The 20,527-nt window shown below is 63.2% G+C and carries 18 protein-coding genes and 5 tRNA genes; 18 read left to right on the top strand and 5 right to left on the bottom strand.

Features of this window, described 5'->3' with window-relative positions; genetic code table 11:
* Positions 1 to 89 precede the first annotated feature (89 nt).
* From glyA to AB1Z25_RS16365, 5 genes are all read left to right on the top strand, one after another.
* Positions 90 to 1,337, top strand: a complete 1,248-nt coding sequence (gene glyA / locus AB1Z25_RS16385) for a serine hydroxymethyltransferase (protein ID WP_486635706.1) — start codon at positions 90 to 92, stop codon at positions 1,335 to 1,337.
* A 127-nt stretch (positions 1,338 to 1,464) separates the two neighbouring features.
* On the top strand, positions 1,465 to 1,923 hold the full coding sequence (nrdR, locus tag AB1Z25_RS16380; RefSeq protein WP_019100637.1) for a transcriptional regulator NrdR: 459 nt from the start codon (positions 1,465 to 1,467) through the stop codon (positions 1,921 to 1,923).
* 59 nt (positions 1,924 to 1,982) lie between these two features.
* Positions 1,983 to 2,522: a GNAT family N-acetyltransferase gene (locus AB1Z25_RS16375; protein WP_146176579.1), complete on the top strand. Its 540-nt coding sequence runs from the start codon at positions 1,983 to 1,985 to the stop codon at positions 2,520 to 2,522.
* A 3-nt stretch (positions 2,523 to 2,525) separates the two neighbouring features.
* A complete protein-coding gene (ribD, locus tag AB1Z25_RS16370) occupies positions 2,526 to 3,650 on the top strand; it encodes a bifunctional diaminohydroxyphosphoribosylaminopyrimidine deaminase/5-amino-6-(5-phosphoribosylamino)uracil reductase RibD (RefSeq protein WP_486635705.1) in 1,125 nt (374 codons plus the stop codon).
* Positions 3,651 to 3,874: 224 nt separating this feature from the next.
* Positions 3,875 to 4,522 (top strand): hypothetical protein, encoded by a 648-nt coding sequence (locus AB1Z25_RS16365; RefSeq protein WP_486635704.1) that lies wholly within the window; start codon positions 3,875 to 3,877, stop codon positions 4,520 to 4,522.
* 53 nt (positions 4,523 to 4,575) lie between these two features.
* Here AB1Z25_RS16365 and AB1Z25_RS16360 read toward each other — a convergent pair whose 3' ends face one another.
* On the bottom strand, positions 4,576 to 4,965 hold the full coding sequence (locus AB1Z25_RS16360; RefSeq protein WP_107798469.1) for a nuclear transport factor 2 family protein: 390 nt from the start codon (positions 4,963 to 4,965) through the stop codon (positions 4,576 to 4,578).
* Positions 4,966 to 5,256: 291 nt separating this feature from the next.
* On the opposite strand from AB1Z25_RS16360, the gene AB1Z25_RS16355 reads away from it, so the two are divergent.
* On the top strand, positions 5,257 to 6,750 hold the full coding sequence (locus AB1Z25_RS16355; RefSeq protein WP_486635703.1) for a carboxypeptidase M32: 1,494 nt from the start codon (positions 5,257 to 5,259) through the stop codon (positions 6,748 to 6,750).
* Between the two features lie 158 nt (positions 6,751 to 6,908).
* Here the strand turns inward: AB1Z25_RS16355 and AB1Z25_RS16350 are convergent, their stop codons facing one another.
* The 3 genes from AB1Z25_RS16350 to AB1Z25_RS16340 all read right to left on the bottom strand — a co-directional run bounded on the left by AB1Z25_RS16350 (position 6,909) and on the right by AB1Z25_RS16340 (position 11,197).
* Entirely contained in the window at positions 6,909 to 7,787 is an 879-nt protein-coding gene (locus tag AB1Z25_RS16350) for an alpha/beta fold hydrolase (protein WP_486635702.1), read from the bottom strand.
* Positions 7,788 to 7,871: 84 nt separating this feature from the next.
* Complete coding sequence (locus AB1Z25_RS16345) at positions 7,872 to 9,488, bottom strand: MFS transporter (protein ID WP_486635701.1); 1,617 nt, start codon at positions 9,486 to 9,488, stop codon at positions 7,872 to 7,874.
* Positions 9,489 to 9,580: 92 nt separating this feature from the next.
* Positions 9,581 to 11,197 (bottom strand): GMC family oxidoreductase, encoded by a 1,617-nt coding sequence (locus tag AB1Z25_RS16340; RefSeq protein ID WP_486635700.1) that lies wholly within the window; start codon positions 11,195 to 11,197, stop codon positions 9,581 to 9,583.
* Positions 11,198 to 11,359: 162 nt separating this feature from the next.
* Here AB1Z25_RS16340 and AB1Z25_RS16335 point away from each other — a divergent pair, with 162 nt between their 5' ends.
* Both AB1Z25_RS16335 and AB1Z25_RS16330 read left to right on the top strand, forming a co-directional pair.
* Positions 11,360 to 12,283: a LysR family transcriptional regulator gene (locus AB1Z25_RS16335; protein WP_107798474.1), complete on the top strand. Its 924-nt coding sequence runs from the start codon at positions 11,360 to 11,362 to the stop codon at positions 12,281 to 12,283.
* 9 nt (positions 12,284 to 12,292) lie between these two features.
* Entirely contained in the window at positions 12,293 to 13,156 is an 864-nt protein-coding gene (locus tag AB1Z25_RS16330; protein ID WP_486635699.1) for an AraC family transcriptional regulator, read from the top strand.
* Positions 13,157 to 13,237: 81 nt separating this feature from the next.
* Here the strand turns inward: AB1Z25_RS16330 and guaB are convergent, their stop codons facing one another.
* Positions 13,238 to 14,701 carry an IMP dehydrogenase gene (gene guaB / locus AB1Z25_RS16325; protein ID WP_107798476.1) on the bottom strand — a complete coding sequence of 488 codons (1,464 nt, stop codon included), beginning with the start codon at positions 14,699 to 14,701 and terminating at the stop codon, positions 13,238 to 13,240.
* A gap of 160 nt (positions 14,702 to 14,861) precedes the next feature.
* Here guaB and AB1Z25_RS16320 point away from each other — a divergent pair, with 160 nt between their 5' ends.
* From AB1Z25_RS16320 to AB1Z25_RS16275, 10 genes are all read left to right on the top strand, one after another.
* Positions 14,862 to 15,296, top strand: coding sequence for a DUF4124 domain-containing protein (locus AB1Z25_RS16320; protein WP_253314863.1), 435 nt, complete (start codon positions 14,862 to 14,864; stop codon positions 15,294 to 15,296).
* Positions 15,297 to 17,102 carry an excinuclease ABC subunit UvrC gene (gene uvrC / locus AB1Z25_RS16315; RefSeq protein ID WP_486635698.1) on the top strand — a complete coding sequence of 602 codons (1,806 nt, stop codon included), beginning with the start codon at positions 15,297 to 15,299 and terminating at the stop codon, positions 17,100 to 17,102. It begins immediately after the preceding gene.
* Positions 17,103 to 17,214: 112 nt separating this feature from the next.
* Positions 17,215 to 17,796 carry a CDP-diacylglycerol--glycerol-3-phosphate 3-phosphatidyltransferase gene (pgsA, locus tag AB1Z25_RS16310; protein WP_107798479.1) on the top strand — a complete coding sequence of 194 codons (582 nt, stop codon included), beginning with the start codon at positions 17,215 to 17,217 and terminating at the stop codon, positions 17,794 to 17,796.
* A 98-nt stretch (positions 17,797 to 17,894) separates the two neighbouring features.
* Positions 17,895 to 17,970: transfer RNA gene (locus AB1Z25_RS16305), tRNA-Gly, on the top strand.
* A 26-nt stretch (positions 17,971 to 17,996) separates the two neighbouring features.
* A tRNA-Gly gene (locus AB1Z25_RS16300) sits at positions 17,997 to 18,072 on the top strand.
* A gap of 26 nt (positions 18,073 to 18,098) precedes the next feature.
* Positions 18,099 to 18,174 (top strand) — tRNA-Gly (locus AB1Z25_RS16295).
* 31 nt (positions 18,175 to 18,205) lie between these two features.
* Positions 18,206 to 18,281, top strand: a tRNA-Gly gene (locus tag AB1Z25_RS16290).
* Between the two features lie 40 nt (positions 18,282 to 18,321).
* Positions 18,322 to 18,395: transfer RNA gene (locus AB1Z25_RS16285), tRNA-Cys, on the top strand.
* A 165-nt stretch (positions 18,396 to 18,560) separates the two neighbouring features.
* Positions 18,561 to 19,736 carry a site-specific integrase gene (locus AB1Z25_RS16280; RefSeq protein ID WP_486635697.1) on the top strand — a complete coding sequence of 392 codons (1,176 nt, stop codon included), beginning with the start codon at positions 18,561 to 18,563 and terminating at the stop codon, positions 19,734 to 19,736.
* Positions 19,737 to 19,821: 85 nt separating this feature from the next.
* On the top strand, positions 19,822 to 20,472 hold the full coding sequence (locus AB1Z25_RS16275; protein ID WP_486635696.1) for a TetR family transcriptional regulator: 651 nt from the start codon (positions 19,822 to 19,824) through the stop codon (positions 20,470 to 20,472).
* The last annotated feature ends 55 nt before the right edge of the window (positions 20,473 to 20,527 follow it).

Here is a 20,527-nt window from a genome sequence, read left to right as displayed (position 1 = left end):
CCCGCGACAATTGCTTCACGTTAAGGATTTCGCTCCGGCATTTCGTGTAGAATGCCCGCATCGTTAACCCTTTGATGGATGAGTCAAAGATGTTCGCTGCTGACCAGACGATTGCCACATTTGATCCAGAACTTGCCGCTGCGATTGCAGCCGAGTGCCAACGCCAGGAAGATCACATCGAGTTGATCGCCTCGGAAAACTATACCAGCCCCGCGGTGATGGAAGCCCAGGGCTCCCAACTGACCAATAAGTACGCCGAAGGCTACCCGGGCAAGCGCTTCTACGGCGGTTGCGAACACGTGGACGTGGTGGAACAGCTCGCCATCGACCGCGTCAAGCAGCTGTTCGGCGCGGAATACGCCAACGTGCAGCCGCACTCCGGCAGCCAGGCCAACCAGGCGGTGTACTTCTCCATCCTGAAGCCGGGCGACACCGTGATGGGCATGAACCTGGGCCACGGCGGTCACCTGACCCACGGCTCCCCGGCCAACCTGTCCGGCAAGATGTTCAACATCGTCGCCTACGGTCTGAACGACAAGGAAGAAATCGACTACGACGACATGGAACGCGTAGCGATGGAAACCAAGCCCAAGCTGATCATCGGCGGCGCTTCCGCTTACGCGCTGCGTTTCGACTTCGAGCGCATGGGTCAGATCGCCAAGAAATGCGGCGCTTACTTCATGGTGGACATGGCGCATTACGCCGGTCTGATCGCCGCCGGCGTTTACCCGAACCCGGTGCCGTTCGCCGACTTCGTGACCTCGACCACCCACAAGACCCTGCGCGGTCCGCGCGGCGGCATCATCCTGGCCAAGGCCGAGTTCGAGAAGAGCATCAACAGCAATGTGTTCCCGACCCTGCAAGGCGGCCCGCTGGAGCACGTGATCGCCGCCAAGGCCGTGGCCTTCAAGGAAGCGCTGCTGCCCGAGTTCAAGGTGTATCAGGAACAAGTGCTGAAGAACGCCGCCATCATGGCCAAGACCCTGGGCGAGCGCGGCGTGCGCATCGTATCCGGCCGCACCGAGAGCCATGTGTTCCTGGTGGACCTGCGCGCCAAGGGCCTGACCGGCAAGGCGGCCGACGCGCTGCTGGGCCGCGCCCACATCACCGTGAACAAGAACGCGATTCCGAACGACCCGGAAACCCCGTTCGTGACCTCCGGCATCCGCATCGGCTCCCCGGCCATCACCACCCGCGGCTTCAAGGAAGCCGAAGCCATCCAGGTGGCCAATCTGGTGGCGGACGTGCTGGACAACCCGAACGACGACGCGCTGATCGCCCGCGTGGCCGAGCAAGCCACCGCGCTGTGCCATCGTTTCCCGGTGTACTCCAAATAAGCCAAGCTGGTCTCGGCCGCTGAAAGACGCCCCCAGGGGCGTCTTTTTCATGGGCGGGCGATAGCGGCATTAACTTGACTGCGCATTGCTGATAACATCCCTACATTGGAACCCTTAGGATTAAGTCATGAAATGCGCGTTCTGCGGCAATGCCGATACTCAGGTAATCGACTCCCGCGTCAGTGAGGACGGCAGCAGCATCCGGCGGCGGCGGCGCTGCCCGGTGTGCGAGAAGCGTTTCACGACCTTTGAAACCGCCGACGTGCGCATGCCGCAGGTGGTGAAAACCGCCGGCCACCGTTCGGAATTCGACATCGAGAAAGTGCGCACCAGCTTCCTGCGCGCGCTGCACAAGCGCCCGGTGCCCACCGCCTTGGTGGACGAGGCGATAGACCGCATCTGTCACAAGCTGCTGCAATTGGGCGAGCGCGAAGTCTCCAGCCGCGAGATCGGCGAAATGGTGATGAATGAACTGGCGCGCCTGGACAAAGTGGCTTATGTGCGTTTCGCCTCGGTGTACCGCAGCTTTCAGGATGTGTCCGAGTTTTCCGACGCCATCAAGGAAATCCAGAAGTCTTCGCATTGACCGACCGGCGGGCGGCTGGAGTAGACTGCTCTATTCTTCCGTCATCGCGGGTGCCCTCCATGGTAGAACCCCTGCCTTCCAATGTTTCGCTGCGCGCGCCGGAGTTGTCCGACGCGCCGGCGCTGTTCGCGCTGATCAACGCCAACCGCGATGCGCTGCGGCCGTGGATGCCGTGGGAGCCCCTGACCCGCTCCGAGGCGGACTCCCGCGCTTTTCTGGAATCCGCCGCCGTCGGCCGTCAGATCGGCAAGGCCTATACTTGGCTGGTATTGCGCGACGGCGCGCTGGCCGGCGTTTGCGATCTGCACGCCATCGACGATTTGAACCGCCACGCCTTCGTCGGCTATTGGCTGGACCGCCGCCAGGTGGGGCAGGGCGTGATGCAGGCGGCGCTGCGCCTGTTGCTGGCCGAAGCCTTCGGCCCCTTGGGCCTGCACCGGGTGGCGATAGACGCGGCGGCGGACAATCATCGCAGCTGCGCGGTGGCGGAGCGGCTGGGCTTCCGCTACGAAGGCGTGCTGCGCGAGTACTTGTTGTTGCAGGGCCGCTATTGCGACGCCAGGCAGTACAGCCTGCTGGCTCAAGAATGGAAGCAATGAATCATGAATTATTCCGCCGATGACCATCGTCACATGCAGCGCGCGTTGCGGCTGGCCGCCGCGGCCACCCGCCGCGCCGCGCCCAATCCGGGCGTGGGCTGCGTGCTGGTGCGCGACGGCGCGGTGATCGGCGAGGGCGCCACCCTGGAAGTGGGCGGCGATCACGCGGAAATCCAGGCGATCAAGGACTGTCTGGCGCGCGGCCTGTCCCCGCGCGGCGCCACCGCCTACGTCACGCTGGAGCCGTGCAGCCACCACGGCCGCACCCCGCCGTGCGCGCGGCGTCTGATCGACGAGGGCGTGGCTCGGGTGGCCGCGGCGATGGTGGACCCCTACCACGAAGTGGCCGGCCGCGGCCTGGCCATGCTGCGCGCCGCCGGCATCGCCGCCGACGCCGGGCTGATGGAAGCCGAGGCGCGGCAAGTGCATCGCGGTTTTCTGTCGCGCGTCGAGTGCGGCCGCCCCTGGGTCACGCTCAAGGCCGCCGCCACGCTGGACGGCAAGACCGCCTTGCTCAACGGCCGCAGCCAATGGATCACCGGCCCGGAGGCGCGGCGGGACGTGCATCGCCTGCGCGCCGAACACTGTGCGGTGCTCACCGGCAGCGGCACCGTGCTGGCCGACGATCCGCAACTGACGGTGCGGGAAGTCCCCTGCGAGCGCCAGCCGCTGCGGGTGCTGCTGGACAGCGATCTGCGCACGCGGCCGGAACAGCGCATCTACCAGGACGGCGCCACCTTGCTGGCCACCTGCGATCACGAGGCCGCGCGTTTGGAGTCCTACCGCGCCGGCGCGGAGCTGCTGACCCTGCCGCGGCTGGCCGACGGCCATGCCGATCTGCCGGCTTTGCTGGCGGCCTTGGCGCAACGCGGCGTCAATATGCTGATGGTGGAAGCGGGCGCCGGTCTCAACGGCGCGCTGCTGCGCGCCGGGCTGGTGGACGAGATCGTGCTCTACCTGGCGCCGTCGCTGGCCGGCGACGCCGCGCGCGGCCTGTTCGCCTGGCCGCCGCTGGAAGACCTGGCCGACAAGCAGCGGCTGAGCATACGCGACGCGCGCATGGTGGGCGCGGATTTGCGCCTGAGCCTGACGCCGGTCTTGGCGGCTGCTCAAGGTCCCGCGAACTAGGGCGAGACAAGGCGAGGATGGCCTCCGCGCTTGGGAAAATGACCGCGTCGCCGCGAATCCCGTCTGGAGTCTGCAACATTTCTGTCCGAAAATAAGAGCAGTTCGCCCGCTGTGCGCATGACGCGTGACGGCGGGCGCGAACGCACGCTCAGGACGGGCCGCCAAGAACGGCTCGCTTTCGCATTCGGGGCAGTCGCGGCATCCGGGAGGGCTGGGGAAAGGGCATGAGCGATTTGAAGGCGGCGCTGGAAGCTTATATGCGATTGTTGGCGCGTCAGGGCGCGCTGGCTCAGGTGATCGACGAAAGGCGTCGCATTCTGGAACTGCTGCTGCCCTGGCTGGACGGCGTCGAGCGCAACGCGGAAGGCTTCCGCGGTCCTTGCGAACGCCTGCTGCAGGCCTGCTCGCCGGACGAGCAGGTGCTGGCGCTGACCTGTACCCGCGAGTTCTATTACTTCTGGCTGGGCGATACCAAGAAAGTGGTGGAGATCACCGCGCGCAGCGGTTTTTCGGTGCGCAATGTGCGGGTGTGGCTGGAGACGGATTGGGAAGGGCTGCTGACGCGGATGGAGCGCGACGGCTTCTCCCGCTTCCCGCCGTCGCTGGGCCTCTACCTGGGCAAGCTGTTCGAGGACGGCATGTCCGAGCCGGACATCCATCTGCGCGAGCGCCTGCTCAAATCCCTGCTCTATCTATTGGACGGCCAGCCCATCCAGGGCGACAGCTTCCGCATGATGGTGGACGCGGTGTTATTGCATCTGCGCGAGGCGGAGCTGAAAAACACCTTTCTATTGCTGGTGCGCGAGTACTTCTATTACTGGCACCAATTCCCGCAAGCCCAGGCGCGCAACGCCGGCCAGCCGGCGGCTTGAGTCGGAACGACGGGCCCGCTATTTCATCCCCCGACGCTTCCGTTCCCGCGGCCTCAAGCCGGCTGCGCGGCTTCCAGCCTGGCCCGGCCCGGCAAGCCCGCGCGCCAGGCCGGCGGCGCTTCGGCGCTGGCCCAGTATTCCTCGATCTGGCTGATCAGCCCGTGTTCCAGCGTGAACAGGGAATTGGCGAAGAAGCGCGCCTCGCCGTGGTCTACCTGCGCCACCACGTGCCAGCGGCCGTCGGCCAGCAGATTGTCCTGCAGCAGGCGTATGCTCCAGCCCTCCGGATAAACGCGGTTGACGTGGACGATGGCGTCCGCGCCGCGGAAGCACTCGCCGCTGCAGTGCCACAGCATCACGGCGTCGTCGCGCAGCAGGCGGCGCGCGCGCTCCCAGTCGCGGTCCTGGTAGGCGAGAAAGAGTTGGGCGGCGATGGATGGCATGATTTTACCTCATGCGAGTCATAGAATATTGATAATGTACAAAATCAAAATCCTTGTCAATACGCGGCTTTGGCGGATTTTGGGGCGGAAGTTGTCAGATCAAATAGTCTGATGGCATCATGCTTTGACAAGTGGAGCGTGTTTACGATCTCGCGAGCTGGGGCGAGACCAGGCGTTGCGGCTGAGAAAGCGGAAGGAGTAGCGCTACATGAGCATTCTACAGCGGTTCTCAACACCGTATCGCCGACGCGCAGCAGATCGTAAATCGGTTCTTTATAGAGAGGAGACAAGATGACGCACACATCCGCCTACCAGGCTTTAACCCACACTTTCGCCCGCCTGCACCGCTTTAACCACCTCGGCGCCATCGCCGGCTGGGACCAGGCGGCGATGATGCCGAGCAAGGGCAACGACGCCCGCGCCGCCGCGCTGGCGGAGCTGGGGGTGCTGACTCACGGCATCATCACCGCGCCGCAGCTGAAGGAGCAGCTGGACGCGGCGGAACAGGAAAACCTGGACGAGCTGCAACGCGCCAATCTGCGCGAGATGCGCCGCGAATGGGCGCAGGCCAATCTGCTGCCGGCGGAGCTGGTGGAGGCCAAAACCCTGGCCGGCGCGCGCTGCGAGCACGCCTGGCGCAGCCAGCGCCCGGCCAATGACTGGAAGGGCTTTCTGGAAAACCTGCGCGAGGTGGTCAAACTGTCGCGCGAGGAGGGCCGCTTGCTGGCGGAGGCCAGCGGCGGCAGCCGTTACGACGCGTTGATGGACAAGTACGAGCCGGGGATGAAGAGCGCGGAGATCGAGCGCATTTTCACCGAGGTGAAGTCCTGGCTGCCGGGCCTGATCGAACGCGCGCGCGCCAAGCAGGCGTCGGAAACGGTGATCGAGCCGGTGGGGCCGTTCGCGGTGGCGCAGCAGCGCGCCTTGGGCGTGGAGGCGATGAAGCTGCTGCGCTTCGACTTCGACGGCGGCCGGCTGGATGTCAGCAGCCATCCCTTCTGCGGCGGGGTGCCGGAAGACGTGCGCATCACCACCCGCTACCGCGACGATGACTTCGTCCAGAGCCTGATGGGCATTGTTCACGAAACCGGCCACGCCCGTTACGAGCAGAACCTGCCCAAGGACTGGCTGGAACAGCCGCTGGGCCGCGCGCGCTCCATGGGTATTCATGAGAGCCAGAGTCTGTCCTTCGAGATGCAGCTGGGCCGCAGCCCGGCCTTCCTGCAGTTGATCGCGCCGCTGATCCGCAGCCATTTCGGCGAGCAGCCGGCGTTTACACTGGAAAATCTGCAAGGCCTGTACAGCCGGGTGCAGCCGGGTTACATCCGCGTGGACGCCGACGAGCTGTGCTATCCGGCGCATGTGATTCTGCGTTTCGAGATCGAGCGCGCGCTGATGGACGGCGAGATCGAGGCCGAGGACATCCCGGCGCTGTGGGACGAGAAGATGATGGCCTATCTGGGCGTGGACACCCGCGGCAATTACACCAACGGCTGCATGCAGGACATCCACTGGACCGACGGCGGCTTCGGCTATTTCCCCAGCTACACGCTGGGCGCGATGTACGCGGCGCAGTATTTCGCCAGCCTGCGCCGCGCCGAGCCGGAGCTGGACGCGCAGGTGGCGGCCGGCAATCTGGAGCCCATCTTCAACTGGCTGAACACCCATATCTGGAGCCAGGGCAGCCGCTGTAGCACGGACGAACTGGTGCGGCGCGCCACCGGCGAGACGCTGAACCCGGCGCATTTCAAGGCGCACCTGGAGCGGCGTTATCTAGGTGTTTGAGTTTGTGGAAGGGAGATGAAAAGCGCGGCTTGGCCGCGCTTTTTTTGATCCGCTAACCAAACCCCTGATCCTGCGTTGCGCCTCCTTGTCGTACCACTTGTACTGCCTGCGTCGGCGCGCCTTGGCTCAGGTTCTCTGCGAGGTTTTCTTAGCGGCTCTTATTGGGGCTGACTGAAAAACGCGTGGATCGCCGCCGCTAGCGTTTCCGGCTGTTCCCATTGCAGCATGTGGCCGGCGTCGGCAATCACGGTTTCCTGGAGTTGGGCGAAACAGGCGCGCCGCTGCGTCATGCTGGCGGCCACGCTCTTGGCCAGCGGGTGGTCGTCGGTGTCGCCGCCCAGCGCCCACAGCACCGGCGCGCTGATGCGCTGCCAGCAAGCCATCGCTTCTTCCAGTCGGTACAGCACCGGGTTGACCATTTTGTGGCGCGGATCGGCGCGGTAGTAGAGGCCGTCGTCGCGCTGGCGGGTCAGTTCGCGCGCCAGCCATTGGGCGCGCTCCGGCGTCAGCCTGGGGTTGCGTTCCAATAGTTTGGCGGCCACGGCGTCCAGCGACTGCAAATCGCCGAACTCCGGCGCGGCGCGGGTTTCGCGCAGCCAGCGCGCATAGCGGCCCGGCGCTTCCGCCGGCTTGGTGGCGGCCAGGCCGAAGCCTTCGGCCAGCACCAGCTTTTCTATGCGTTCGGGGCGGATACCGGCGTAGATGCCGGCGATCATCGCGCCCATGCTGTGGCCCAGCAGCTTCACTGGCTGTTGCGGCGACAGCGCGTCCAGCAGCGCGTCGAGATCGGCCAGGTAGTCGGGGAAGTAGTAGCTGCCGTCGTTCCAGTCGCTGTCGCCAAAGCCGCGCCAGTCCGGCGCCGCCACTTGCCAGCCGTCCGGCAGCGCGTCCACCAGGAATTGGAAGGTGGCCGAACTGTCCATCCAGCCGTGCAGCAGCACCAAGAGCGGCGCGTCGCGCGGGCCCCAGCGACGCAGATGATGGCGGTGGCGGTTGAGGGTCAGGGTTTCGGGCTGGCTGAGGCGTTGAATCGGCATGGCGGCGCGAGCGGTGGGATGAAAGCCCCAGTCTACCCAGAAACACGGCGAACCGGGAGGTCCGCCGTGCGCGTGGGAAGGGGCTTATTGATGGATGTCGGCGCGGTGCGTCTCCTTCAAGCCCAGCAGGCAGACCACGAAGCTGACGCTGTAGACGATGACCGGATACCACAGGCCGTAGAGGATGTCGCCGGTGTAGACCACCAGCGAGAAGGCCACGGTGGGGAACAGGCCGCCTATCCAGCCGTTGCCGATGTGGTAGGGCAGCGACATCGAGGTGTAGCGGATGCGGGTGGGGAACAGCTCCACCATGGTGGCGGCCAGCGGGCCGTAGACCATGGCGGCGATCAGGCTGAGCAGCACCAGCACGGCCACCACCATCGGGTAGTTGATCTTGTCCGGGTCGGCCTTGTCCGGATAGCCGGCCTGCTTCAGCGCGGCCAGCAACGCGGCCTTGTCGAAGCCGGTCAGCGTCTGTTCGCCCACCTTGATCTGGGTTTCGCCGCCGGTGGGCGCCGCCTGGCGCTGGTAGGGCACGCCGTTCTTGGCCAGCAGGGCCTTGGCCTGATCGCAGCTGCTGCTGAGCTTGGCCTTGCCCACCGGATCGAACTGGAAGCGGCAGCTGGCCGGGTCCGCCACCACCACCACCGGCGCCTGGCGCGCGGCGTTGGCGATGTCCGGGCTGGCGTAGGCGGTCAGCCATTTGAAGGCGGGAAAGGTCAGCAAGGCCGCCAGCAGCAGGCCGGTCAGCATCACCGGCTTGCGGCCGATGCGGTCGGACAGATAGCCGAAGTACAGGAATAGCGGCGCGGCGATCAGCAGCGACATCACCAGCAGCTGGGTGGCGATCTGCGAATCGACCTTGAGGATCTGGGTGAGGAAGAACAGCGAGTAGAACTGCGCGCAATAGAAGGTGACCGCCTGGCCGCCGTTGATGCCGAACAGCGCGGTGAGCACGATGCGCAGGTTCTTCCAGTTGGTGAAGGATTCGGTCAGCGGCGCTTTGGAATGCTTGCCTTCGGCTTTCATTTTCAGAAAGGCCGGCGATTCGTGCATGGACAGCCGGATCCAGGTGGAGATGGCCAGCAGCGCCAGCGACAGCAGGAAGGGCAGGCGCCAGCCCCAGTCGTCGAAAGCCGGGCCGGTGAGTTTGCGGCAGGCCAGGATCACCAGCAGCGACAGCAGCAGGCCGGCGGTGGCGGTGACCTGGATCCAGCTGGTGTAGGCGCCGCGTTTGTGATCCGGCGCGTGTTCGGCCACGTAGATGGCCGCGCCGCCGTATTCGCCGCCTATCGCCAGGCCCTGCAGCATGCGCAGCACCACCAGCAGGATGGGCGCGGCGATGCCTATGCTGGCGTAGCCGGGCAGCAGGCCCACCAGGAAGGTGGACACGCCCATGATCAGGATGGTGGCGAGGAAGGTGTATTTGCGGCCTATCATATCGCCCAGCCGGCCGAACAGCAGCGCGCCGAAGGGGCGTACCAGGAAGCCGGCGGCGAAGGTCATCAAGGCGAAGATGAAGGCGGTGGTTTCATTGACGCCGGCGAAGAACTGCTTGCTGATCACCGCCGCCAGCGCGCCGTACAGGAAAAAATCGTACCACTCGAAAACGGTGCCCAGCGACGAGGCGAAGATCACTTTGCGCTCGGAGCCGCTGATCGCGTGTCCCGCCGTGGCGGCGGGCGTCAGGGTGCTGCTCATGGTGCTGTCTCCTCTTGGTGTGGCTTTGCGACAAGTTGTGGGGCGGGAAGTGGGCTTCCTCTGTTTGGATGGATTCCGATGTCGCGCGGCGCTCAGTCCTGCGCGGCGCGGTCTTGCAAAATCATGCGGGCGGCTTTTTCCGCGATCATCAGCGTGGGCGAGTTGGTGTTGCCCGAGGTGATGGCGGGCATGATGGAGGCGTCCGCCACTCTCAGTCCGGATAGTCCGTGAACGCGCAGTCTGGCATCGACCACCGCCTCGGTATCCTGTCCCATTTTGCAGGTGCCGACCGGATGAAAGATGGTGGTGCCGATGCGGCCGGCGGCGGCGGCCAGCTCCGCGTCGCTCTGGGCGGCGAGGCCGGGCAGGTATTCTTCCGGCCGGTAGCGCGCCAGCGCCGGCGCGGCGACGATGCGCCGGGTCAGCCGCAGCGCGGCCACCGCGACGGCGCGGTCCCGCGGGTGGCTGAGGTAGTTGGGCTGGATCAGCGGCGCGGCGTCCAGACCGGCGCCGCCGATGGCGACCCGGCCGCGGCTGAGCGGACGCAGGTCGCACACCGAGGCGGTGAAGGCGGGGAAGGGGTGCAGCGGCTCGCCGAAGCGTTCCAGCGACAGCGGCTGCACATGGTATTCCAGGTTGGCGCGCGTCTGTTCCGGCCCGGATGCGGCGAAAGCGCCCAACTGACTGGGCGCCATCGCCAGCGGGCCGCTGCGCCGCCACAGGTATTCCCAGCCCATGGCCAGCTTGCCGCTCCAGCTATTGGCCAGTTGGTTCAGCGTGCGCGCGCCGCTGACCTTGAACACCATGCGCAGTTGCAGATGATCTTGCAGATTGGCGCCGACGCCTGCCAGCGCATGGCGCACGGCGACGCCGTGCTCTTGCAGCAGCGCGGCGGGACCGATGCCGCTGCGCTGCAACAAAAGCGGGGAGCCGATGGCGCCGGCGGCCAGGATGATTTCGCCGCGGCAGCGCGCCTGCCAGCGTTGCCGCTGTTGCAGGAATGCAATACCGGCGGCGCGGCCGTCCTCCAGCAGCAGGGTTTCCGCCTCGGCATGGGTCAGCACGGTGAGGTTGGGGCGCTGGCGCACCGGGCGTAAAAAAGCCTTGGCGGTGTTCCAGCGCAGTCCGCCGCGTTGGTTGACTTCGAAATAGCCGCAGCCGGCGTTGTCGCCGCCGTTGAAATCGTCCACCGGGGCGATGCCGCTCTGCTCCGCGGCGTCGCGGAAGGCGTCCAGGATCGCCCAGGACAGCCGCTGCCGTTCCACCCGCCATTCGCCGCCGTGGCCGTGCTGGGCGCGGGCGCTGTCGAAGTGGTCTTCCATGCGCAGAAAGTCCGGCAGCACCTCGTCCCAGCTCCAGCCGGGGCAGCCCTGGGCAGCCCAGCCGTCGTAGTCCGCGGCCTGGCCGCGCATATAGATCATGCCGTTGATCGAGGAGCAGCCGCCCAACACCTTGCCGCGCGGGTAGTTGAGGCTGCGTCCGCCCAGGCCGGCCTCGGGCGCGGTGCGCAGGCACCAGTCGGTGCGCGGATTGCCGATGCAGTAGAGATAGCCGACCGGGATGTGTATCCACGGATAGTTGTCCTCGCCGCCGGCTTCCAGCAACAGCACGCGGTGTCGCGGATTGGCCGACAGGCGGTTGGCCAGCAGGCAGCCGGCGCTGCCCGCGCCGACGATGATGTAGTCGAATGTGTCCGCCAATGCCTGCATGCCGCGCTTTCCTATGACGTCTGTATCGCCACCATATAAGATCAAGCCGGGCCGGCCTGGGAATAGCCAGAGTGGAACAACAGCTGTTAGTTTTCTAACAGCCGCGCAATTGAAGCCTGTCATATTTGTGTGCAAGCGCACCATAAACACGGGGAGGGCTTGATGTTCGACTGGAACGACATCCGTTATTTTCTGGCCTTGCAGCGCAGCGGCAAGCTGCTGGCGGCGGCTCGGCAGCTGCGCACCACGCATGCGACGGTGGCCCGGCATATCGAACAGTTGGAGCGGCAGCTGGGCCAGCCGCTGTTCGTGCAGCAGCCGGACGGTTATCAACTGACCGCGGCCGGCCGGCAGTTGCTGCCCCTGGCCGAGCAATTGGAAAACACCGCGTCGCGGATGCAGGACGAGGCGCGGGTGGGCCATGTGGAGGTGGCCGGCCTGGTGCGGCTGGGCGCGCCGGAGGGCTTGGGCTCGCTGTTTCTGGCGCGGCACCTGCCGCGGCTGACGGAGCGTTACCCGGCGCTGGAGATCGATCTGGTGTCGGTGCCGCGCTTTGTCAGCATCACCAACCGCGAGGTGGACATCGCCATCGCGCTGGAGCGGCCGCAGGCCAATATGGTGGTGACGCGCAAGCTGACCGATTACTGCCTGGGCCTGTATGCGACGCCGGCCTATCTGGACGCGCATGCGCCCATCCGCGAGCGCGAGGACCTGGCCGGGCATCCCATCGTCGGCTATGTCGACGATCTGCTGTTCTCGCGCGAGCTGATGTTCCATCGCGGCCTGTGCCGCAACCCCTTGATCCCTCTGCGCTGCACCAGCGTGGTGGGCCAGCAGCAGGCGGCGCTGGCCGACGGCGGCATCGCGGTATTGCCGTATTATCTGACCTACGACGACGCGCGGCTGCGCCAGTTGTTGCCGGAGCTGCGCATCATCCGCTCTTACTGGATCAGCGGCCGCAGCGACATCCGCCGCACGCTGCGCTACCGCGTGGTGTGGGACTACGTGGTGGAGCTGTGCCAGCGCATGCAATGGTTGCTGCTGCAACAGCCAACTCAGCAAAACGAATCAATCGATGCGGGATAAGCTCACTTCATGAGAACGCTCTATCGCAACGGCGGCCCGGATTCGCCGTATTTGTGGCGGATGCTGCGGGTGCTGGACTATCTGTGGCGCCATCTGGATGGGCCGGTGCCGCTGGAAAGGTTGGCGGAGGAGGCCTGCTTGTCGCCCTTTCACTTTCACCGCGTGTATCGCGGCCTGATGGCCGAAACGGTGGGAGAGACCCGGCAGCGGCTGTTGCTGCATCGCGCGGCCGGGCAGCTGGACGGCGGCTCGCTGCCTTTGTCGAGGGTGGCGACGCGCGCCGGCTACGGCGGCACCGCGGCCTTCGTCCGGGCCTTCGCCAGGGCTTACGGCGAGAGTCCGGGCCGCTATCGCCAGCGCAGAGCGTTCATTTCTAGGCAAGACTGGGAGACCGTTATGCATGAAGTGACATTGCTCAAGCAGGATAAGGGGCTGAAGGTGCTGATGCGCCGCCATATCGGCAGTTATATGGAGATCGGCCAAGCCTTCGGCGCTTTACAGGCCATCAGCCCGGCTTGCGCGGCCGGCGACGCGCCAGGCCGCACATTCGGGATGTATCTGGATGATACGGAACAGACGGAGGAGGCCAAGCTGCGCTCCATCGCCTGCGTGACGGTGCCGGACTCCTGGCAGGACCGGACGCTGCCGGATGGGTTTGAATGGGGGGAGATTCCCGCCGGAGAGTACGCTTGCGTGACGCATCTGGGACCGTACGCGGAACTGTCCACGGCCTGGTCCTGGCTGTACCGGCACTGGCTGCCCGGCAGCGGGCGCGCGCTCGGCGAGGTGCCGTGCGTGGAGGAGTATTTGAATTCGCCTTACGACAATCCGCCCACCGCCTTGCGCACTCGGCTGATGTTGTCGCTGGCCTGACCGCGCTGGTGGTTCAGCCATGAAAAACCCGCGCCGTTTGGCGCGGGTTTTGCCGTAAAGGATGCCTGACGACGTCGGGTCTTAACGGGATACGTGGTAGTTCGGCGCTTCCTTGGTGATCTGCACGTCGTGGACGTGGGATTCCTGGATGCCGGCGGAAGTGATTTCCACGAACTCCGCTTTGGCGTGCATGTCGGCGATGGTGGCGCAACCGAGGTAGCCCATCGAAGAACGCAGGCCGCCCACCAACTGGTGGATCACCTGGCCGATGGAGCCCTTGTACGGCACGCGGCCTTCGATGCCTTCCGGCACCAGTTTTTCCACATTGCCTTCGTTGTCCTGGAAGTAGCGGTCGGACGAGCCCTGGCTCATCGCGCCCAAGCTGCCCATGCCGCGGTAGGACTTGTAGGAACGGCCCTGGAACAGCTCGACTTCGCCCGGGGCTTCCTCGGTGCCGGCGAACATGCCGCCCAGCATCACGCAATTGCCGCCGGCGGCCAGCGCCTTGGAAATGTCGCCGGAGAAACGGATGCCGCCGTCGGCGATCATCGGCACGCCGGTGCCCTTCAGCGCTTCGGACACATTGTGGATGGCGGTCAGCTGCGGCACGCCCACGCCGGCTACGATGCGGGTGGTGCAGATGGAGCCGGGGCCGATGCCGACCTTGACGCCGTCGGCGCCGGCGTCAACCAGCGCCATCGCGGCGGCGGCGGTGGCGATGTTGCCGCCGATTACGTCCACTTCCGGGAAATTCTTCTTGACCCAGCGCACGCGCTCGATCACGCCCTGGCTGTGGCCGTGGGCGGTGTCGACCACGATCACGTCCACGCCGGCCTTCACCAGCGCGATCACGCGCTCTTCGGTGTCGCCGCCGGTGCCGACCGCGGCGCCTACGCGCAGACGGCCCTGGTTGTCCTTATTGGCGTTGGGGTGTTCGCTGGTCTTGATGATGTCTTTGACGGTGATCAGACCCTTCAACTCCCAGGCGTCGTTGATCACCAGCACGCGCTCCAGGCGGTGGGTGTGCATCAGCTCGCGGGCTTCGTCGATGCTGGCGCCTTCCTTGACGGTGATCAGGCGCTCGCGCGGGGTCATGATGGAGCCGACGCTCTGGTCCAGACGGGTCTCGAAGCGCAGGTCGCGGTTGGTGACGATGCCGACCACTTTGCCGTCTTCGATCACCGGCAGGCCGGAAATCTTGTGATGGCGGGTCAGCAGCACCAGATCGCGCACCAGCATGTCCGGGGCGATGGTGATGGGATCCTTGACCACGCCGCTTTCATGGCGTTTCACCTTGGACACTTCGCTGGCCTGTTTCGCGGGGTCCATGTTTTTGTGCACGATGCCGATGCCGCCTTCTTGAGCCATGGCGATGGCGAGACGGGCTTCGGTCACCGTGTCCATGGCGGCGGACACCAGGGGCAGGTTCAGGGTGATGTTGCGGGTAAGCTTGGTGGAGAGAACTACGTCGCGCGGCAGAACTTCAGAATGGGCCGGGACGAGGAGAACGTCGTCGAAAGTATAGGCTTTCTCGATGATACGCATCTTGGCGTTTCCTTTGCGGCAAAGCGGCATTATACCGAGGCATTGTCGCTATTGCAAAAAAAGGGGCTTTCCGCCCGCAACCCTGTTACCTTTTTGCTCGCAGGCCGCGCAGGCCTTACAATTTGAGTATCTGCAGCGCATTCGGGTCAGGGAGTCGATGATGAAGTCAACCTTAGTATGGACCTTTTTGCTGGCTTTGCTGGGCTCCTCCGCCGCCAGCGCGGAAGTCTATGTATGGAAGGACGAGGCCGGAAAAACCGTGTATTCGGACCAGCCGCCGGCCAGCGTCAACGCCCGCCGCATGAATACGCGCGCGCCGGCGCCGGCATCGGCTCCGGCCAAGGAAAGCAAGAAAGCGTCGGGCAAGGACGCCGGCGGGGAAAACGCCAAGATCGCGGCGGAAAACGCCAAGATCGTGGAGGCCAACGCCAAGATCCGCGAGCAGAATTGCCAGAACGCGCGCAATCAGCTGGCCTCGGTGCAGACCAATAGCCGCATCCGCATGCCGGGTTCCAATGCGCTGGCCACCGACGCCCAGCGCAACGAGCTGATTAGCCAGGCGCAGGCCAATGTGCAAACCTGGTGCGGAAAATAAGTGACGAAACCGGTTTTTGACTACAAGGCGGTACTGGCTTCCCTGCCCAATCTGCCCGGCGTGTATCGAATGCTCGACGCGTCGGGCAGCGTGCTTTATGTTGGCAAAGCGATAGACCTGAAACGGCGGGTCAGTTCCTACTTTCAGAAAAACGACCAGTCGCCGCGCATCCAGCTGATGGTGCGCCAGATCGCCAGCATCGAGACCACGGTCACGCGTTCCGAGGCGGAAGCGCTGATTCTGGAAAACAACCTGATCAAGGCGCTGACGCCGCGTTACAACATCCTGTTCCGCGACGACAAGTCCTATCCCTATCTGATGCTGAGCGGTCACGCCTTCCCGCAAATGGCCTATTACCGCGGCGACCCCAAGCGGCCGCACCAGTATTTCGGCCCCTATCCCAACGGCTACGCGGTGCGCGAGAGCATCCAGATCCTGCAAAAGGTGTTCCGGCTGCGCACTTGCGAGGACGCGGTGTTCGCCAATCGCTCCCGTCCCTGTCTGCTGTATCAGATCAAGCGTTGTTCCGGCCCCTGCGTCGACCATATCTCCAAGGACGATTACGCGCGCGACGTGGCCAGCGCGGTGGCCTTCCTGCAAGGCCGCCAGAGCGAGCTGATCGACGGCCTGACCCAGCGCATGATGACGGCGGCCGAGGCGATGGAGTTCGAACAGGCGGCGGAGCTGCGCGACCAGATCCAGGCGCTGGCGCGGGTGCAAGAGAAGCAGTTCGTGTCCAGCAACTCCAGCCAGCAGGATTGCGACGTGGTGGCCGCGGTGCAGCAGGAGGGCATGCTTTGCGTCAATCTGGTGATGATACGCGGCGGCCGGCATCTGGGAGACAAGAGCTTTTTCCCGGTCAGCGGGGAGGAGGGGGAACTGGCAGACAGCCTGGAAGCCTTCCTGGCCCAGCATTATCTGGGCGCGCCCTTGCCGCCGGCCATCATCATCAACGGCGAAATTTCCGAGACCCTGCGCCAGCATCTGGAGCGGCAGGCCGAGCGCAAGCTGGCCATCGCCAGCAATCCCATCGGCGAACGACGGGTGTGGCTGGAAATGGCGGAGAAGAACGCCGCGCTGGCCATCATGCAGCGGGCTAGCAGCAAGGCCACCCAAAACCAGCGGCTGGTCCAGCTCAACGAGGTGCTGGAACTGGAGGGCGCCGGCCGTTTCGAGTGCTTCGACATCAGTCACACCATGGGGGAGGCCACGGTGGCGTCCTGTGTGATCTACGACAAGGGCGCTATGCAGCCCGGCGAATACCGGCGCTACAATATCGAAACCGCCAAGCCCGGCGACGATTACGCGGCGATGCGCGAAGTGTTGTCACGTCGCTACGGCAAGCTGGCGGCGGGCGACGGCAAATTGCCGGACGCGGTGTTCATCGACGGCGGCAAGGGGCAGGTGGGCGTGGCTTTGGAAGTGTTCGCCGAAATCGGCCTGAACCTGCCCATCGTCGGCATCGCCAAGGGCGAGGAACGCAAGCCGGGCCTGGAGACCTTGATCCTGCCTTATCTGGACAAGAGCCTGCAGCTGCGGCAGGACCACCCGGCGCTGCATCTGATCCAGACGGTGCGGGACGAAGCCCACCGCTTCGCCATCACCGGCCACCGCGCGCGGCGCGCCAAGGCGCGCACCGCGTCCACGCTGGAGGAGATTCCGGGCGTGGGCGCCAAGCGCCGGCAACAGCTGCTGATGCGCTTTGGCGGCCTGCGCGGCGTGACCGCCGCCAGCATGGACGACCTGGCCCAGGTGGACGGCATCAGCCGCACCCTGGCGGAGAAGATTTACAACGCGCTGCATTGATTGCCGGCGCGCCATCGTTTATACACTGTAACCATTGCCGTGCGTCCCGTTGTGGCTTGGGGCGGACGCGCAGTTTTTGACCGAGCCGCAAACAATAAGATTACTGACACCGATGCCCTTCAATTTGCCGATATTCCTAACCTGGCTCAGGGTTGCCCTGATCCCCATCTGCGTAGCGGTCTTCTTTTTGCCGGATTCCGTGCTGCTGCTGGAAAGCCGCAACCAGGTAGGCGCCGCCATCTTCGCCTTGGCGGCCATCACCGATTGGCTGGACGGCTATCTGGCGCGCAAGTTGGGTCAGACCTCGGCCTTCGGCGCTTTCCTGGATCCGGTGGCGGACAAGCTGATCGTCGCCGCGGCCTTGATCCTGCTGGTGCAGATGGGGCGCACCGAGGGCTGGATGGCGATGATCATCATCGGCCGGGAGATCGCCATCTCCGCGCTGCGGGAATGGATGGCGGAGATGGGCACCCGCAAAAGCGTGGCGGTGGCCTATATCGGCAAGTTGAAAACCGCGGCGCAAATGGTGGCGATTCTGCTGTTGCTGTATGCCGGCCCGCTGCTGCCGGGGGTTTCGACATTAATTTTGGGCAATGCCTTCATGGTGGTGGCGGTGATTTTGACTTTGTGGTCAATGGTTTATTACCTGAGGATGGCCGCCAAGGAGTTTTCCGGGAAAAAAATTGATGTTTGAAGTGTTGACAGTGACTGATAAATCCTTATAATTCGCATCTCTCAGCGCTGCTCCAGCAGCAGCGAAGAGAAAGCAGAAGTATTGCAGCAGTTTTGAATGCGGGAATAGCTCAGTTGGTAGAGCGCAACCTTGCCAAGGTTGAGGTCGCGAGTTCGAGCCTCGTTTCCCGCTCCAAATCCTCTGCAATAGCGTTATGCGACGCGGGAATAGCTCAGTTGGTAGAGCGCAACCTTGCCAAGGTTGAGGTCGCGAGTTCGAGCCTCGTTTCCCGCTCCAAAACTTCTGCAATAGCATTGTGCGACGCGGGAATAGCTCAGTTGGTAGAGCGCAACCTTGCCAAGGTTGAGGTCGCGAGTTCGAGCCTCGTTTCCCGCTCCAGCGCCCACATGCTTGTTGTTGCATCACCCCTGCGGGAATAGCTCAGTTGGTAGAGCGCAACCTTGCCAAGGTTGAGGTCGCGAGTTCGAGCCTCGTTTCCCGCTCCAAATTAAAATCATCAGCCATGGCTGATGGTTCGCCGGCAACGGCGGGGTAGCAAAGTGGTTATGCAGCGGATTGCAAATCCGTCTACGCCGGTTCGATTCCGACCCCCGCCTCCAGTTAAAGCCCCGTAAGTCAAAGACTTGCGGGGCTTTTGCTTTGTCTGGCGCCAGCTGTCAACCACCGAAATCCTAGCTTTTCCCCATCCTTTTCGGCCCTTAACCACTCGCTCAGAGCGGCGAACCACGCGTAGACTATAGTTTTTGCCGACTACGCGAGTTTGCATGGCCACAAAACGTCAGCGCCCCAGTGGTTCCTGGGAGTTCATCGTCCGCCGCAAAGGCGTACTGCCGCGCCCCGTGTCCCTCACCTTCGAACGAGAGGAGGAGGGCGACAACTACTGTGCCAGGCTGGAAGCACTACTGGACCGAGGCATTGTGCCGCCCGAATTGCTCAACGAGAAACCGGACATAGCGACCATCCGCGACGCGATCCGTGACTATCTGGTGCAGGTCGCCGTTGCGGAGTCCGACAAGCCCGTGCTGGCCACGCTAACAGGCAAGGTGGGCGAGATTGAGCTGCGCACGGTCAACTACTCATGGGCGGAAAGCTGGGTTCGCAGCATGAAGCAGGATGCAAAGCTTTCGCCTTCCACCATTCGTCACTATGTAGGCTCGCTGGCCCGCTGTTTTGACCACCTTACCCGACGACCGAACAGCACATTTGTCACCAACCCGCTGCGGCTACTGCCCAAGCGCTACGCCACCTACAACGACGCCGATGCCGCCGTGCTCCGCGCGACAGCAAAAGAGGGGAAAGCGGTACAGGTGCCGGTTGATGAATGGCGGGACAGGCGGCTGGCGCCAGACGAAGAAAAGGCCGTGCGTGGCATCATGGATGGCCAGAAGCCGGAAGGCCGCCAGCGCGCCCTGGCGCTGCGCTGGCAAGGTGCGCTTGAGCTGCTGTTCGAGCTGGCGATTGAAACCGGCATGCGCTTGCGTGAGATGTACACCTTGACGCTGGATCAGATCGACACTGAACGCCGAACCATCTTTTTAGATAAGACCAAGAACGGGGACAAGCGACAGGTGCCCTTGACGTCCATTGCGCTGGGGGCGTTGGCGCGATACCGCTTGCAGGTAGACACTGGCGAACGTGGGATGGCTGGCTGGAAGTTTGACGGCGGTCGACTGCTACCATGGTGGAATGGCAACGACAGCCCCATGGCTTTAAAGCAGACCACCGCCTTGCTTTCGCGGCAGTACGCGCGGATTTTCGAGGCGGCCGGCTGTACTGACTTTGGGTTCCATGACTTGAGGCACGAGGCGACTAGCCGTTTTTTTGAACGCACTCAATTGTCCGATCTGCAGATTGCGAAGGTAACTGGGCATAAAGATCCGAGGATGCTATCAAGGTATGCCAACCTGAGGGGGAGCGATCTTGCTTGTCTACTTTGGTGATTATTAAAATATGGTATTTACTTTTCAATAGATGCCATACATGATTTTGTATTAGTTTGTGTTCTCTGCAAAATTGGATTTTCAATTGAGCTATTTTAATGGCTTGATTTTGATGGGGGTGGGTATGGCTGGAAAGACAAAAGAAGATTCTCAGAAGACAAAAAAACTTATTTTAGATGCTGCTGAATTGGTTTTTATGGAGCGGGGGCTTTCAGTTTCGACAATGGCGGATATCGCACAAAAAGCAGGGGTGTCTAGAGGTGCCGTGTATAACCATTATCAAAATAAGATAGATGTGTGCGTTGAAATGGTAAAGCGAGCCATTAGTGATGAGACGCTTAAGCTGCCTAGAGTGCCTGCTTCAGCAAAAGAGGCGTTAATGTGTATTGGCTTGTTTTATTTGGAGAGACTGATTAATCCTAGCTCAATTCAAAGGGTTGTTGCTATCTTGTTTGGTCGTTGTGAAAACAATAGTGAGAATGAAAAAATAATCAGGTGTCGAGAGTTCATGGATAGATTTGCGTATTCATTTATATACAAGCAAATTAAACGTGGGATAGAACAGGGTGAATTTCCAAAAAGCTTAGATAAAAAAATGTGCGGCGTATATTTGATGGCAATGTTTGACGGGTTGTTGGCCCATGGTGTAGTGGTTCTTCCCTATGCCAAGTCTATAGTGGCTGCTAGTGTTGATGCTTTGGAGACTGCGGAGAGCTTAAGAGTAAAATGTAATTGATGTGTTAATTTTGCAAAACGAGCTAGCTGAAACTCTTACGATGTCTCAGCTAGCT

The sequence above is a fragment of the Chromobacterium sp. HL1 genome (genome assembly GCF_057418835.1).
The sequence above is the reverse complement of the archived record's forward strand: the minus strand, read 5'-3'. Positions and strand labels throughout refer to the sequence as shown.